This window comes from Paenibacillus rhizosphaerae (assembly GCF_014192015.1).
In the GTDB taxonomy this organism is placed as follows: Bacteria; Bacillota; Bacilli; order Paenibacillales; family Paenibacillaceae; genus Paenibacillus_AQ; species Paenibacillus_AQ rhizosphaerae.
Genome location: NZ_JACHXJ010000004.1, coordinates 57244 through 71474, shown reverse-complemented (window position 1 = coordinate 71474; position 14231 = coordinate 57244). Strand labels below are relative to the sequence as shown.

Here is a 14231-nt window from a genome sequence, read left to right as displayed (position 1 = left end):
ACAATAAAGACATCAGAACCCCCAAGGAGGACGTTAAAAATGAAAATGTTCGCTAGTGGCCAAACCAATCCAGGCACGATCCGCCCCTTCCGCTTGGAGACGACGCAGGCAGAGCTTCAGGAACTCAAGCAGCGCTTAAGCATGACCCGCTGGCCGGATGAGCTTCCGGGCGCAGGCTGGAACTATGGAGCACCACTCTCTTTTGTCAAAAACATGGCGGCTTACTGGGAGCATTCCTTTGACTGGGCCAAGCAGGAGCAGCGCCTCAACAGTTATCCTCAATTCACGACGACGATCGATGGCGCCAACATCCACTTCTTCCATATTCGTTCCTCCGAGCCGGGTGCGGTGCCGCTCATGCTCATTCACGGCTGGCCCAGCTCCCCTGTGGAATTCCTGAAGCTGATCGGCCCTCTGACCGACCCGACATCGTACGGCGGCGATGCCGCGGACGCGTTCCACTTGATCATCCCTTCGCTGCCGGGCTTTGGCATGTCGGGCCCGACGACCAAGGCGGGCTGGAGCCCGACACGTGCAGCCCAAGCGCTGGATGCGCTTATGACGCTCCTCGGCTATGAACAGTACGGCGTGCAGGGCGGGGATATGGGCGCCATGATCGCGCCGGAAATCGGCCGTATCGCCGCAGGCCGCGTCATCGGGGTGCATGTGAACGCGGCGACCATGGGCTTTGTGCCGTTCGGGGCTATCGAAGACGATGTATTTGCGTCGCTGACCGATGCCGAGAAGGTGCGCGTCGGGCGATTGGGGCATTTTATGAAGGAAAGATTCGGGTTTAACATGATTCAGTCCACCAGACCGCAGACACTCGCTTACGGGCTTCATGACTCTCCGGCCGGGCTGCTGGCATGGACCTGCGAATTGTTTAACGGTTTTGGCGATACGGTCGAAGCCGTGGACCGCGATGCGTTCCTCACCAACCTCATGCTGTACTGGCTGACGGGAACGGCTAACTCCTCTACGCGCATGTATTACGAGGGCGCCCACGACCCGGGTGTCTGGGCTCCGAAGGACGTTTCGCCGACCCCTGTAGGTGTCGCGGTATTTCAGTTATCCGACGTGGCGATCCGCCGCTTTGCCGAGCAGGGTAACCGCATCGTACATTGGAGCGAATTCGAGCGGGGCACGCATTTTGCTGCGATCGATGCACCGGATCTGATGATCAAGGACATCCGTACGTTTTTTCGGAATGTGCTGTAACGGTGAAAATAGCTAGGAATGGGGCACCTGAGGGGTGCCCTCTTCCCTTTTTTTGCAGCGGTTTCTTTTTACGATGACGATGAAGTCCTCAACGCACACAGCTCCGAGACCACCCGGTCGAGCTGATCCTTGATGAGGATGGTATCCGTATACTTAGCCGGAATTCCCTCATAGCCGTAATAGATGCCCGCCAGTCCGCCGGTGATCGCTCCGATCGTATCGGAATCGCCGCCCAGGTTGGCCGCCCGCTGCACCGCATCGCTGAAGTCGGTCGCGTGAAGCAGGATATGCAGCACCCATCGGAACGTATGGACCACGAACCCGCTGGGAGGACAGTCCGGCTCGTCCTCGATGATCCCTTCGTATTCGCTGCCCGCGGCTTCAGTCAGGATGGCTTCCCTTAGGTCCTCACCCCGTAATAGACGATCGGCAATGCGATTATAAATGACGCAAGCTTCCGCGCACCTTGGATCATAATGCGTCATGCGTGATTGCATGATCGTCACCCGCTCAACCTCGGCCGGGTCTTTGTAAGCCAGCGCAGCCGGCAGGCATCGCATCAAGGAGCCGTTCCCGCCGCTCTGACCCATGTCTGCGTGAGCAATAAAAGCGGCCTCGAACCAATCGCCCTCATATTTTTCAAACACATGCCGGATGATGTTTCCGATGTCTTTGGGCCGCGATTGATACCACTCGATAAAATAACGCCCGATCGCATCCATCGGCTCCGCGGGATTCTCCAGAATTCCCTGCGCCACGCAGAGCGTCATCATCGTATCATCGGTCACTTCTCCCGGTTCGAGCTGCCATACCCCGCCGCCAATGATCTCCGTCAAATAGCCGTATTGGGCTTTTACCTCCCGGACACTCATAAATTCCGTCGTTCCGCCAAGCGCGTCGCCCACGGCCACGCCGTAAAGGCCGCCCTTCAAGCGGTCGAGCATTTGGTCCTGCATACCAACACCCCCTATTCTGATAATCTGGAAAAGAAGCCCAGACGTTCTATTAGCTATGATTATACCAAAAAACCCAGCCTGGGAAGGCTGGGTTCTGTTCATTTATAATAGGGCAGATAAAGTATCCAAAACGCGGCCCGCAAATTGTGCCCGTTCTTCGGGTGACTCCTCTTTGCCCAAAAAGTTAATTTGGAACGCATGCTGGAAGCAGCTCCCCAGAAGTAAATCGGCAATCGCCCTCGAATCCGTGCCTCCCCCGATTCTGCCCAGCTGCTTCTCTTGATTCAAATAGGCTTCCACGGCCTCGTTTGCCCTATGGGGACCTTCATTCCGCAGCTGAAAGCCTTCTCGCTGACGAAGCAGCAGACCCGGCTCAGAAAAAATGGAACCGATCAGGGACATGGAGCTATGAAAATCCTCCAGCGCCGCAAGAGCAACCTGCTCCAGATTGCCCCGGACGGTTTCTTTACCCGCCATGGTTTGCAGCGACGATAAAGTACTCATCAAATGCTTCAATTGCCCCCGGATTACGTGGACAAATAAATCCTCTTTGCTGGAAAAGTGGTTATATAGCGATCCTTCCGAGCAGCCGGCAGCCCGGGCGATTTCCTTGGTTGTCGTCTTGGCCAGGCCATTCCTTAATAACACCTGTTCTGCGGCATCGGCAATTTTATTTTTCAAGTCCAATGGTATCCCTCACTCTATTGACATTGCAGTAATAACTGGTTATGCTTCCATTATGAGTGTGCACTCACTCATTGTCAAGCGAGCTAATCTGCTGGTTGAATGGGACTGTTTTACGGTATAGTGAGTGTGCACTCACTCATAAAAGCGATGACGCTGAGGAGCTAGCCTGTTCCTTTATGGGGTACTACTTCCCTCCTCTGGTGAGTGTGCGCTCACTCATATTATCTGGAAAGGAGGTTTTGAGGATGAAATCACAAAATTACAACAATCATGTCAGGATGGTTCCGGCGTTCCATTTTTTCCTGGTGCCCCTAGGTATCATTACACTGATCGCTTCCATCATCCATTTATTTGTCGCAGAGATGCACGGGATATCGCTGTTTTCGTCGTTGCTGTTCGTGTCGGTCTCCCTGATGGCGGTCATCACGATGATCTTCGCCCGGAGGTTCGCCTGCAAGGTTCAAGACCGCGCCATTCGGGCTGAAGAGAACCTGCACTGCTTTGCACTCACCGGCAAGCTGCTGGATCCCCGTCTGAATACGAATCAAATCCTTGCGCTGCGATTCGCTCCGGATGAGGAGTGGATGGCTTTATGCGACAAGGCTGTGAAGGAGAATCTGACCCCTGAGAGCATCAAGCGGTCCATTAAAGCTTGGAAAGCCGATGATGAACGCGTATAACCCCATAATGAATGGAGGACGAAATGTGAAGCATCTATCCGAAACATTAAGAGAGACGACCCTGCATGTGCTTGCTGCCCATACCCAGCAATATATCGATGAGCAATGGAAGCCGGTTTGGGAACGGCATCTCGAGGAGACGGAACGAATTTTTGCAAAAGGCGGCGATTCCGCCTATGGCTTCTACTGCCTTAAACTGTTTCAGCCTTTGGCTGCGGAGATCGCAGAGGCGGGATGGGTCACCCAGCCGGTTCTGCCGGGGACTTTTCCTCAATCGGAAGAGCACTGGGGGCCATGGGAAAACCGGGAAAGGCGATTTTGGAGCGTCATCCAACAAGACAACGGAAAAGCTCTCGGTACGCTGATTACCCGTATTTTTCACGATCATACCCAACTGCGTCTACCCCGACCGCCGCATATCTACGCGATTCATGAAACGGAGCCTTCAGAAATTTCCCATATTCTCATTCACGCCGACACCAATGTTCTGGATTCGCGAACGGACGGTGAGTCCTGATGGGAGACAGCTCCTATCGGCGGATGGCCCGGATCTGTTTCATGGCGCTCGCATGGCTGTTCACCGTCTCCGTCGCACTCCAGGTATTTCTCGCCGGGCTCGCCCTCTTCGTCAGCCCGGATAACTGGCTGCTCCATGCGAATTTCCCCAGATATTTCTCTCTGCTGCCTCTAGTTATGGCTGGGTTAGCCTGGACCGCCCGCTTGCCCGGGAAACTGATCCGAAGAAGTTTAGGACTGCTCGGCATGACAATAGGCATGTTTCTGACCGCGTTGCTGTCATCCCGAATCGGTGTGTTGTCCGCGCTGCATCCGGTCATTGCGATCATGCTCTTTTGGAGTAGTACCCTTATCCTCCGCCCGCTACGGGATCATCGTCCAAAGAATGGAACGATAAATCATTGATGAATAGGAATCCAAGACGAGGCGCCTTGAAGGGTGCCCGTTTTTCGTTCCTGTCGATGATAGAATCCATTTATATAAAAAAAGTACAGCCGGTATCGTTACCGGCAGCAATGGTAAGATCACGCCGCATGATCCACTCACCCGGGCTGAGGCCGCGGTGATTTTATATCGGATTTGGAAGTTATAGCATTGGTGAGTTGTCCTTTTGAATGGAAAAGAGACGCCGGTTAGTTGACCGGCGTCTCCTTTTTGACTCCAGAGCATCCTATCTGTGAACAGGTTCAAACCTGATCTGATCAGCAATCAATTTATTATTTGCGTTATCGAGTCTATAGGTGATCTGAAAATCACCTATGTATTGCGGAGAAATGCCAACGCTTGCACCTAACGTGGTGACGATTTGTTGATTCTTCATCCAATGATAGACGACGCCGCCAAAACTAAGCTTGTCCTGTTTAAAATGTATACCGGCAACCTGATAATCAAATTGATGTTCTTTTCCCTGTGACTTCACCTTAATGGCAAGAGTCTGGTCATTTTTCCGGGTAACCCCCGTTTCAATCTGATCGGCGACAATCTCTTGGTAGCTCTGCACCTTGATTTCGGAGAGATCTGTTCCGTCCAGCACGTGTAATTCATCGATATTCAGTCCCGTGCCTTTTCCCTTATTAAGGACGATCACCGCTTCTTCCTTCCCGTCGTCCGTAACATCCTTGTAGTAAATCCGTGGGTCCTCAAGCGTCGAAAAAATCCAATTAAACGTCTTTTTCACACCATTCACATCAACGGTTACGGATTCATACGAATATTGCCCTTCCTTAACCGGTGTTAGCTTCACCTCCTTGTTCTCCGAGGCCCAAGATTTAGCATCCAGTGACGGTTCCGCCGTATCCACATGTGCCTTTTGTTGCGAATCCGTTGTTACCTGAGAATTTGTTGGTGTACCCGTACCTGTTGGTTGGCTGTTCATCGTCTGATCTTTGCTGCAACCCACAAGAAAACCGAACATTAAAATCGAAGCCGTAAATAACGCAAGCTTGTTAATGACCATTCTCTCACTTTCACTAGTTGATGCACATCATTATATACGTCTTATTTACCATATAATTAAAGAAATGGTTTTTATTATTTGAAAATATCGTAACCTCTTATCTATAAACGCTGCTAGTCGTAAGAAGTAACGCCCCGGGAATGCCGATGACTGAATAACCCGACTTCTGGAAGTCAGCCAACTCATCCGTGAACGATGGAGTGAGTCTAATTGCTCCACACTCGAAGGAAAAAGCCCCCCGCGTCCAGAATATATGACCTATGAGCGTATGATGATGGGAGAGTGAGCGCACATGAGCGATGAGCAATGGCTGAAAGTTTCCGATTTGGCGGGACAGCTTGAAATTCCTCAGCCAACAATCAGGCGATACATGGACCGGCACGGACATCACTTGCATACGAAAAAGCAGCATAAAAGTTATCTGATATCTTCCGCGTCTATTCCCACACTGGCCCGGATCCGTGACGAATACTCCAAGGGGCTGAACGGGGAGCAGGTCGAGGAGGTGCTGCTGGGCCAATCATCCACGATCACGACCGTGAGCGATACCAGCGACCATAAGGATGAGCGCGTGAGCGGTAATCTTGCTGAAGCCTTATCAGTACTGGAGAAATCCGTGATCGACCGTTTTAACAGCCAGGAGCAGTTTAATCAGCATCTGCTCGAACTGCTGCAGCGTGAGCAGGAGAAAATCGAACGTCTTACCGAGCTCCTTATGAAACAGACCGAAGCGGCGGCGTCCTTGTCTCCAACGGTTCAAACCCAGAGCCGGAAACAGGCGGATCATCTAACGGAACGAAGGGTGAAGCGTCAGCTGGAGAGCGAGGCCTTGGAGCTCTGGCTTAACAAGCCTGCGGCGGAACGAACGAAAAGGAACGTGTTGTTTCAAAGGAAAGAGGACAGCGAGGCTAAGGAAAAATTTGTGAGGGATTACGTGCTGGAACATTACGTTAGCCGATTAAACGAGGAGTTTAATAAAAGCTAAATCTGTTCGAAAGGCATAAATAGACGAAAAAGAGCGGTCCATATTGGATCGCTCTTTTTTATAAAAATCCGGCCCGTATTTAGTGGAGCTTTCTCTTGCGATATATGGAACCCAACTCTTACAAAGTTCACACTTTCTTATATCTCTTAAAATAAGTTTTGGGCGGCCCACCCCCGGGACATGTCCGGGAACGGAACACGAATTTGCGCTGGCACCAGTAGCTGAACACGAACAAGGAGCCTTCCGTGAGCAGCTTGGCGATGAAAAGCGGAATCCCCACAACTTCGTGGAACAATACCAACAAGCCGTAATTCAATCCCATGATCAACGCGACCAGCGCAAAATATTTCGGAGCCGATTCGATCAGCCGGGGGGCGTCCTTTTTCGCGAACACATAGCGGCGGTTCATGGCATAGTTGAATATGGCGCTGCACAACCGCGAACCGACTACGGCAGCCAGCAGGCTGCCGGTAACGAACTGAAGTACGAAGAGCAGCAGGAAATCCAGCCCTGCCGAGAGTACGGACGAAGAGCAAAACTTCAGGATAGGAGCATAGATCCGGATGGAGTCCGCAACCGGGCGAAAATGGGACGATTTGTTTTTTTCCAAATAGACGGTATCAATGGGCACTTCATGGATCGGGTAGCCGTCTCCGCGTGCCTGCAGCAGCATGTTCATTTCATACTCAAAACGCTCCCCCGGAATGCTGCACAGACAGTCCAGCATCGCTGGCGAGAAGCCGCGAAGGCCGGTCTGCGTATCCGTGACGGAGCGGCCCGTCGTCAGGGCGTACACCAGGCGGGTCGCCTGGTTGCCGAACCGGCTTCGCAGCGGGACCCTGCCGGTAAAATGCCGGCAGCCGAGCACGATATGGCCGGGGTGTTCATCGGCCGCCGCGGCAATCCGGACGATATCGGACGGGAGGTGCTGTCCGTCACTGTCCGCGCACACAATCCCTCCCGTCTCACCTGCCTTCTTCAGGAAGGCGAAGCCGGTCTTCAAAGACCGTCCTTTGCCGAGGTTGTGGTCGTGGGTCAGCACGATGCAGCCGGCCTCACGGGCCGAATGAAACAGCTCCCCATAGGCCTCCCCGCTGCCGTCATCGACCACGACGATCCTGCAGCGGCAGGCCACTTTCAGGTCGGCAATCAGCTGCAGCAGTCTCTGGTCAGGCTCATAGGCCGGAATCAATACGGTTGTCATGTCGGTAGCCTCCTTCAGCTTCGTCGGTCCGTTATTCCCCAACATAAATAATGTCGCTGACGCCGCGTTCCTGGCCTTTGCCGCCAGGACGGTTGACGACCCGGCCCATAAAGTACATGGTCGATGAACCGCCGCCGTCGAGGTTGTAGGCCTCGGTTGCTCCCAGGTCCTCAAACAGATTCGCAAACTCGTTCAGCGTCATGCCCCGGCAATAATTCTGCTGCCGCCCGTCCACCACGACAAACACGTAATGATTCGGCGAAATGATGCCGATTCCCGTTCGCGGATTGGCCTCGTCGATCGTGCGGCTGCCGAAGTTGGTATCGATTTTGACATTATCGAAATCCTGAACCGCGGTGCCGTCTTTCACCAGCACCGGTCCAAACGAAAAGGTATTCATTACCCCTTGGGCCAGCAAATCCTCGGCGGAAACCGCCTCCTCGTTATACGATTTCATCGTGCCGTCACCGAACAGCGCCAGCCCGTCACGCGCAGGCTCATCACGGTACAAGGTGCCGTTACGGATGACGACGCCGTCATTCCGAAACCCGTAATAGTCCCCGTTGATGGCAAAAATGGCGTTGTTGCCGGACGCAATCTCCGAGGTGTGCTCGGTAATGTTGCGGCCGAAGGAATTATCCGCGAAGGCTGTCCGAAGGTTGGATGCGTTCTTCAGCTGAACATCGGCGACGTAATACGTAATTTTATCCTCGCCTGTACCGGTCTCCACCTGATTGATCGAGATATCGACGTTATCGCTCTTGTAGTTCCAATCGTCAGAGGTTGCGTTTGCCGCAGAGGCCGTGGATGCCGCAGGTTCTGTATTCGTAGATGTATTCGTAGCAGCTGTTTTCGTTGTACTCGCCGACCGCGTACCGGAAGCAGACGACGATATGGCCGCTGCCGTGCTGGGCTGGGTAACAACCTCCTCCACATGCGGGATCAAATAACGGTCGGCCAGCCCGTAGAGGATGCCGCCGACCGTGGCAACGGACAGCGTGAGACTGATGAGCAGAATGCGTTTGGACTTCTTTTTCTTATTGTTCATGGATGATTTACTCCTTGTGGCTGGAATGGATAGCCCTAGAGTAAACCCGTTTATTTAAATGGAGCTTAAATGGGAGAGGAAGCTGATGAAGTGGTGCAAGAAGTGGGGACCTGACGAAGGTGGCCATAGAGCGGCATGGCCTCATCTTGGTTCGAAGCATATATGTAAGGAAATATTTTAAAAAAAGAGAGGAAAAATCTATTGAAGCTGGAAAGCACGAGAGGGTGAACTGAGGTTCAAAAGGATTGAAAGGCAGGAGAATACAACCAATGGAGCCAATCATTCCTTATGTGGCTAAGGCTTCTTTCGTGATTTTTTCGATATCGATCGGGGATCTGGACCCTTCGCTGACTAAATCGGGGAGAATATGCTCCAAAAAGTAGTCGACGCAGTGAAGCTTGATTCCTTTAATTTTGATAAGGGCATCTCTATACATGACGATGAACTCTTTTTCTGTGTTTCCGCGCTGCAGCTCTGTAAAGGCCTCGTAGATTTGATCCAGTTTATCGGCTACTTCGAGTATTCTGCCTTCGACGGAATCGTCCTTGCCTTCGCGCAGTTGTCTGCGAAAAATCGGCTGAAACTCAGATGGAATATGCTCATCAATGAAATGAGCGACCATACCTTCCTCCACTTGCTGCAGCATCGCCCGCAGTTCGAGGGAGTGGTGCTTCACGGGTGTTTTAATATCCCCGATAAAAATTTCGCCGTAATCATGGCTGCTAGTAATTTCGTACAGCTTCTTCCAGTCCACCGTAACTCCGTTGGTTTCCTCAATGTCGGCCAGCGTTTTGGCGTACTGGACAACCTTCCAGGAATGGGCGGAAACGCTGTGCTCCTCAAATTTGAACTTGCCTGGACAACGAATGATCCGTTCGAGGTCGTTTAACGATTGAAAGTACGTATGAATTCCCATAGCTGCACCCTTTCTTTGTGTAAAATGGTTTATATACTGCTGTACGTCTAGTATACATTCGGTTTGTAAAAGGACCGTAAAGTGAGGCAAGAAGTTATTGGGAACCAGCGGATGGTTATCCGCGGAATACCCCGGCGACGGTCCCATTGCTCATTTCAAAAACATGATTTACACGACACCAAATGGTGTCTTATAATGAAGTTGTCACCAAAAGGTGTCACATCAATGAGACGACAAAAATGGCTTAGGAGAGAGTGCTGTGAGCGAGAACAATGAAAACCGGGATGTGTTTGACGCCGTTGCTGATCCAACAAGACGCCGACTGATTCGTCTGTTATCCGAGGCGGAGGAGCTCCCGCTTCATGAGCTGACCCCGCATTTCCAAATGGGCCGGACAGCGGTATCCAAGCATTTGACCATCCTGAAAGAGGCTGGATTGGTCATTGACCGGAAAGTCGGCAGAGAAACGCGATTCAGGCTGAACGCTACTCCGCTCAGGGAAATTCAAGACTGGGTGGCTTATTATACCCAGTTCTGGAGTACAAATATACTGCGCTTGAAGCAACTTTTGAAGGAAGAAGAAGATTGAGTCTGACATCCGGCTCCTAACCGGACCGTATTCCAGCCAGGTTAAAAAGACCACCCATAGAGGTGGTCTTTCTCATTGATCTAGAAGAGGTGGAACCGAACGCTACAGCCGTGGATCGATCTCCTGCTCCTGGGCGACCTCAAACAGCAGATTGGCCGCCGCTTCCTTATGTTCGTGCGCACGAACATGGCGCAAGTACCGGCATAGAAATCCGGTGATATAAGTGTCATGCGTGTTTCCGCTCACACGCTCATGGTAGCGCTCATAGTAAGGTTCACGTGTTAACCACCCGGTTCGCCTGCTCAATAGAATGAGATCGATACGGAAAAGGAGAATTCATGAACCGGTGCGGCATCCGCGTCACCCACGCCCTGAAAAACGGGCGCCTTCATGAACACGAAGCTGGATAACATCCTCTCCGTCACCAAGCAGGAGCTGCCGCTTGAGCGGGTGAGCGATATTTTGGCGCGGATCGGCGAGACGCTGGAGAACCGCAAAGCCGAAGTGCTCGTTCAAGTCATGCCGCGGTATAACCAGGAGCTGTCACGCATTCTGTATGCGCTGTGCTGTTTTGACAAGGAGGTGCAGTTTGACGCTCAAACCGATACCTACACGGTCAAGGTGTGCGTCATGGGGAATGAGAAGGAATTTCTGCTGTCCAAGCTGCGCTTCCTGAGAAAACGGGTGCGGGTGCTTGAAGGAGAGTATGTGAAGAGACGCATGCTGGAGGCTTCGGTGAAAGCGCTGGAGCGGTACGGTGTGGTGGAGGAAGTTACGGATAAGAATGAGGAAGCGTTAGACCCCGCACAATGAGCGGGGTTTTATGTTCATAAGCAAGTCGAAACGAATATGGCGTCAGGGCGTACCTGAAATCCCCTTCTATGGAAAACGGGATCGGAATATACATGATAAACGATGGTTTGAAAAAATGGGGGGCTCAGCAATGAAGCCTGTGCTTTCGTTAACAGACGTATGGCTGCGATACGATTCACACCAGCCTTGGGTACTTCGTGAAATCAACATTCATATTGACGAAGGAGACTGGGTAACCATCATCGGTGCGAACGGCTCGGGCAAATCGTCATTCATTCGTTTAATGAATGGTCTACTTCAGCCTACCAAGGGAGAAGTCATCGTTTGCGGTATGTCGGCAAGTGACCCCGAGAAATTCATCGATATTCGAAAAGAAGTCGGTATGGTCTTTCAAAACGCCGAAAACCAAATCGTAGGGATCACCGTTGAGGAGGATACGTCATTTGGATTAGATAACTTAGGCTTCCCTCGAGACGAAATCGCATCCCGGTGCCAGGAGGTTTGGAACGTACTCGGGCTGCACGACAAGCAGGACTCCCCTCCCCATCTTCTGTCCGGCGGAGAGAAGCAGAAGCTGGCGATCGCCGGCGTTCTTGTCATGCAGCCCCGGATCATCCTGTTCGACGAACCCGCCTCGATGCTGGATGCCAAAAGCGCACAACAGCTGTATGCGCTGATGGCCGACCTCCATCAAAAAGGCTGCACAATTATTGTCGTCACTCAGGAGGTGGAAGACATGTTTCATGGTAATCGCCTCGTTATGATGCATGAAGGCGGCATCCGTTATGACGGTTCGCCGCTGGAGGCTGTTAAGCAATCTTCCATTTTTCAGGATTGCCGGCTTCGTCCTCCTTTTAGGACTCGTATGCGCGACATCGCGGCAAATTGGGACATGGAGTCATGGCTTGAATCGGTGGAGTGATCATGGATATTCATTTAGAACGTGTAACCGGTGTTTATTCCCCGAAAACCCCTTATACAAAGACAGCTCTGGAGGGAATTTCACTCAGCATCCCATCAGGCCAATTTGTTGCGGTGATGGGGGTAAACGGAAGTGGAAAGACGACGTTGGTGCAATTGATTTGCGGTTTGCTTCACGCTGCCTCGGGTCACGTCAAGGTCGGACCATACGATATGAATAAAAAGCCCAACCGCCGCCGGGCTTGGAGGGCCCTTGGTTATTTGCCGCAATATCCCGAGCACCAAGTCACGGAAGACACCGTATTTAACCATATCGCTGCCGGGTTGGGGCATTTGGGGCTTACAGATGAGGGGATGAACGAGAGGGTTCAGCAATACCTAGAGGTGGTCGGCTTGTGCAGTGAACGATATAAGAACGCATCCCCCTTTCAAATCAGCGGTGGTGAATTACGCCGGATAGCTCTCGCCGGTGTGTTGGCCGCAGAGCCGAACATTTTAGTCCTCGATGAGCCGACGGCCGGCCTGGACAGTCTGGAGCGCCTATATATCCTCGCCTGCATCAAGCAGATTCATTTGAAAAAGGGCATAACCGTTTGTTACATCACACATCGGCTTGAAGAAGCGATGGAGTACTCCGACCGGATCCTTGTGGTGGAACAAGGCCGATTGTACGCTGATCTCCATCCTTCAGAAATTCGTTTGCGCTGGCGGGAACTTGAACCCATCGGCTTTGTGAAAACTCCCCTGCTTCGTTTCTTAGATCAATTCGAGAAAAGATTTGCCGGACATCGGACGCAAAGCATGTATAAAGAGGACCAACTGGTGTCCTACATCACGGAAATGTGTGCGGGGGGGAGTCAAGACGAGTGCAATGGCTTCGATTAATGCCTTTCGGCTCATTCATGAATACGGGCTCTTTTGTTCATAAGGCTGATCCCCGCGCCAAACTGATATTTTCTGCAACCTATCTTATCCTGGCCGCCACTTCTGACGGGTTACGAGATATCCTTATCCTTGCAGCCTCCTCCTTCGTGCTCATCTTGCTTTCTAAGCTTCCGGTCGCCTATTTATGGGGTGGACTACAAGGACTCCTGCCTATTCTATTTGTGTTGTTTGTGTATCATTTGCTGTTCAATCACAGCTTAACCCAAGCGATTGTAATTCCCTGCAAACTGGCATTCATGATCGTGACGACGACAACCCTAACATTAACGACCTCTCCAAGAATGCTTACGCAGGGGCTGGCAGCGATCCTGCATCCGCTCCGCTACTTTCGGTTTCCCGTCCGAAAATTCGTACTCATGTGTTCATTGGCATTTCGGTTTATGCCCTTGTTGATCGAAGAGATCGACATGATGTTTAAATCGGCCCAAATCAAAAACGCCCGTTCTGGCAGCGCCAGCCTTCGTACCACTCTACAGCGCCGCCTTAACATGTTCTTGGCTTTGTTGTATGCAGTCTTCCGGCGTGCGGACCAACTGGCGTTTGCTATGGAAGCACGCTGCTTCCCCGGAGTTGAACGCCGGGCGGATTCCTTGCGTATGGGCTGGCGCGATGCGGTCCTCATCGGATTTGCGCTCACGCTGGTTTTGATCCGTATTTTCATCTAAAGGTGGCGAGATATAAGAAATGGGCAAGTTCACGAATTACTGGGCTGGATCTGCTTCACGTGCGGGGATCGATGACATGCGGACTCGATTAGGTGCAGGGACATTGACGACAAGAAAAATGATTGCTGTCGCCTTTCTAGCTTCCATTTCCGCGCTGCTTCAAGCCATGGGCGGAATATTGCCGGGCATCGGCTTTTTGTTCAGTCCCTTTGCGACCGCCCCCATTGTCGTATCCTCCCTTTTATCCGCCGGCTCCGGATTGCTCGCTTATGCGCTCACGCTGCTGCTGCTTCTTTTCATCCAGCCCAGCGAACTGGTCGTATTTCCACTAACGACAGGATTATTAGCCCTTGGGATCGGGCTGTCCCTCTACTATTTCAAAACACGTTGGGCAGCTGTTCTGGTCGGATCGGTTGTATTATGCTCCGGCATCCTGCTGTTACTTAGCGTCTTTCGATTTCCCGTTCTTGGGCCGGCCATGTCGCCCGCTGTTGACTTCAAGGCAGCCCTTCTAATGTTTGCCTTTTCCCTCTTCTATAGCTGGTTGTGGGTTGAATTAAGCATGCTGCTGATTCGAAAACTAAACAAGTAAGATGCATCGAGTTTGAAGGCTCGGCATCATGCGCAAGCTT

General features: G+C 52.0%; 18 protein-coding genes and 1 pseudogene. 12 read left to right on the top strand and 7 right to left on the bottom strand.

Annotation, left to right across the window (positions count from 1 at the left end; translation table 11 throughout):
* The first annotated feature begins 39 nt into the window (after positions 1-39).
* Complete coding sequence (locus FHS19_RS22505; protein WP_204797571.1) at positions 40-1218, top strand: epoxide hydrolase family protein; 1179 nt, start codon at positions 40-42, stop codon at positions 1216-1218.
* A gap of 68 nt (positions 1219-1286) precedes the next feature.
* Here the strand turns inward: FHS19_RS22505 and FHS19_RS22500 are convergent, their stop codons facing one another.
* Positions 1287-2174, bottom strand: coding sequence for an ADP-ribosylglycohydrolase family protein (locus tag FHS19_RS22500; protein ID WP_183584069.1), 888 nt, complete (start codon positions 2172-2174; stop codon positions 1287-1289).
* A 102-nt stretch (positions 2175-2276) separates the two neighbouring features.
* Positions 2277-2855: a TetR/AcrR family transcriptional regulator gene (locus tag FHS19_RS22495; RefSeq protein WP_246426769.1), complete on the bottom strand. Its 579-nt coding sequence runs from the start codon at positions 2853-2855 to the stop codon at positions 2277-2279.
* Positions 2856-3106: 251 nt separating this feature from the next.
* Between FHS19_RS22495 and FHS19_RS22490 the strand changes: the two genes are divergently transcribed.
* The 4 genes and pseudogenes from FHS19_RS22490 to FHS19_RS35760 all read left to right on the top strand — a co-directional run.
* Positions 3107-3541, top strand: a complete 435-nt coding sequence (locus tag FHS19_RS22490; RefSeq protein ID WP_183584067.1) for a DUF6526 family protein — start codon at positions 3107-3109, stop codon at positions 3539-3541.
* Positions 3542-3566: 25 nt separating this feature from the next.
* Entirely contained in the window at positions 3567-4058 is a 492-nt protein-coding gene (locus FHS19_RS22485) for a DUF6022 family protein (RefSeq protein ID WP_183584066.1), read from the top strand.
* Positions 4058-4462, top strand: coding sequence for a DUF6220 domain-containing protein (locus tag FHS19_RS35765; RefSeq protein ID WP_221224071.1), 405 nt, complete (start codon positions 4058-4060; stop codon positions 4460-4462). Before FHS19_RS22485 ends, FHS19_RS35765 begins: the two co-directional genes overlap by 1 nt.
* An 88-nt stretch (positions 4463-4550) precedes the next feature.
* A pseudogene (locus tag FHS19_RS35760) lies at positions 4551-4649 on the top strand (S-layer homology domain-containing protein); the annotation flags it as partial.
* A 78-nt stretch (positions 4650-4727) separates the two neighbouring features.
* On the opposite strand, the gene FHS19_RS22470 reads toward FHS19_RS35760, so the two are convergent.
* Positions 4728-5513: a hypothetical protein gene (locus FHS19_RS22470; protein ID WP_183584064.1), complete on the bottom strand. Its 786-nt coding sequence runs from the start codon at positions 5511-5513 to the stop codon at positions 4728-4730.
* A gap of 292 nt (positions 5514-5805) precedes the next feature.
* On the opposite strand from FHS19_RS22470, the gene FHS19_RS22465 reads away from it, so the two are divergent.
* Positions 5806-6498: a hypothetical protein gene (locus FHS19_RS22465; protein ID WP_183584063.1), complete on the top strand. Its 693-nt coding sequence runs from the start codon at positions 5806-5808 to the stop codon at positions 6496-6498.
* Between the two features lie 127 nt (positions 6499-6625).
* Here FHS19_RS22465 and FHS19_RS22460 read toward each other — a convergent pair whose 3' ends face one another.
* From FHS19_RS22460 to FHS19_RS22450, 3 genes are all read right to left on the bottom strand, one after another.
* On the bottom strand, positions 6626-7702 hold the full coding sequence (locus FHS19_RS22460) for a bifunctional glycosyltransferase family 2/GtrA family protein (RefSeq protein ID WP_183584062.1): 1077 nt from the start codon (positions 7700-7702) through the stop codon (positions 6626-6628).
* A gap of 31 nt (positions 7703-7733) precedes the next feature.
* Positions 7734-8750, bottom strand: a complete 1017-nt coding sequence (locus FHS19_RS22455; RefSeq protein ID WP_183584061.1) for a phosphodiester glycosidase family protein — start codon at positions 8748-8750, stop codon at positions 7734-7736.
* Positions 8751-9036: 286 nt separating this feature from the next.
* Positions 9037-9666, bottom strand: coding sequence for an HD domain-containing protein (locus FHS19_RS22450; protein ID WP_183584060.1), 630 nt, complete (start codon positions 9664-9666; stop codon positions 9037-9039).
* 259 nt (positions 9667-9925) lie between these two features.
* Between FHS19_RS22450 and FHS19_RS22445 the strand changes: the two genes are divergently transcribed.
* Positions 9926-10255 carry an ArsR/SmtB family transcription factor gene (locus tag FHS19_RS22445; protein ID WP_183584059.1) on the top strand — a complete coding sequence of 110 codons (330 nt, stop codon included), beginning with the start codon at positions 9926-9928 and terminating at the stop codon, positions 10253-10255.
* Positions 10256-10357: 102 nt separating this feature from the next.
* Here the strand turns inward: FHS19_RS22445 and FHS19_RS22440 are convergent, their stop codons facing one another.
* On the bottom strand, positions 10358-10501 hold the full coding sequence (locus tag FHS19_RS22440) for a hypothetical protein (protein WP_183584058.1): 144 nt from the start codon (positions 10499-10501) through the stop codon (positions 10358-10360).
* 144 nt (positions 10502-10645) lie between these two features.
* On the opposite strand from FHS19_RS22440, the gene FHS19_RS22435 reads away from it, so the two are divergent.
* From FHS19_RS22435 to FHS19_RS22415, 5 genes are all read left to right on the top strand, one after another.
* On the top strand, positions 10646-11068 hold the full coding sequence (locus FHS19_RS22435) for a hypothetical protein (RefSeq protein WP_183584057.1): 423 nt from the start codon (positions 10646-10648) through the stop codon (positions 11066-11068).
* A 130-nt stretch (positions 11069-11198) separates the two neighbouring features.
* A complete protein-coding gene (locus FHS19_RS22430) occupies positions 11199-11990 on the top strand; it encodes an ATP-binding cassette domain-containing protein (RefSeq protein WP_246426767.1) in 792 nt (263 codons plus the stop codon).
* Between the two features lie 2 nt (positions 11991-11992).
* On the top strand, positions 11993-12874 hold the full coding sequence (locus FHS19_RS22425) for an ATP-binding cassette domain-containing protein (RefSeq protein WP_183584055.1): 882 nt from the start codon (positions 11993-11995) through the stop codon (positions 12872-12874).
* Positions 12856-13599: an energy-coupling factor transporter transmembrane component T family protein gene (locus tag FHS19_RS22420; RefSeq protein WP_183584054.1), complete on the top strand. Its 744-nt coding sequence runs from the start codon at positions 12856-12858 to the stop codon at positions 13597-13599. Before FHS19_RS22425 ends, FHS19_RS22420 begins: the two co-directional genes overlap by 19 nt.
* A 19-nt stretch (positions 13600-13618) precedes the next feature.
* The gene (locus FHS19_RS22415; RefSeq protein ID WP_183584053.1) at positions 13619-14191 is read left to right on the top strand and encodes a hypothetical protein; all 573 of its coding nucleotides are present in this window, start codon (positions 13619-13621) and stop codon (positions 14189-14191) included.
* The last annotated feature ends 40 nt before the right edge of the window (positions 14192-14231 follow it).

Bases quoted from the DNA above. Each gene is read 5' to 3' on its own strand.
- FHS19_RS22430 (WP_246426767.1), top strand. From the start codon at position 11,199: ATGAAGCCTGTGCTTTCGTTAACAGACGTATGGCTGCGATACGATTCA.
- FHS19_RS22450 (WP_183584060.1), bottom strand. From the start codon at position 9,666: ATGGGAATTCATACGTACTTTCAATCGTTAAACGACCTCGAACGGATC.
- FHS19_RS22425 (WP_183584055.1), top strand. From the start codon at position 11,993: ATGGATATTCATTTAGAACGTGTAACCGGTGTTTATTCCCCGAAAACC.
- FHS19_RS22435 (WP_183584057.1), top strand. From the start codon at position 10,646: ATGAACACGAAGCTGGATAACATCCTCTCCGTCACCAAGCAGGAGCTG.
- FHS19_RS22490 (WP_183584067.1), top strand. From the start codon at position 3,107: ATGAAATCACAAAATTACAACAATCATGTCAGGATGGTTCCGGCGTTC.
- FHS19_RS22470 (WP_183584064.1), bottom strand. From the start codon at position 5,513: ATGGTCATTAACAAGCTTGCGTTATTTACGGCTTCGATTTTAATGTTC.
- FHS19_RS22460 (WP_183584062.1), bottom strand. From the start codon at position 7,702: ATGACAACCGTATTGATTCCGGCCTATGAGCCTGACCAGAGACTGCTG.
- FHS19_RS35765 (WP_221224071.1), top strand. From the start codon at position 4,058: ATGGGAGACAGCTCCTATCGGCGGATGGCCCGGATCTGTTTCATGGCG.
- FHS19_RS22465 (WP_183584063.1), top strand. From the start codon at position 5,806: ATGAGCGATGAGCAATGGCTGAAAGTTTCCGATTTGGCGGGACAGCTT.
- FHS19_RS22505 (WP_204797571.1), top strand. From the start codon at position 40: ATGAAAATGTTCGCTAGTGGCCAAACCAATCCAGGCACGATCCGCCCC.
- FHS19_RS22500 (WP_183584069.1), bottom strand. From the start codon at position 2,174: ATGCAGGACCAAATGCTCGACCGCTTGAAGGGCGGCCTTTACGGCGTG.
- FHS19_RS22415 (WP_183584053.1), top strand. From the start codon at position 13,619: ATGGGCAAGTTCACGAATTACTGGGCTGGATCTGCTTCACGTGCGGGG.
- FHS19_RS22455 (WP_183584061.1), bottom strand. From the start codon at position 8,750: ATGAACAATAAGAAAAAGAAGTCCAAACGCATTCTGCTCATCAGTCTC.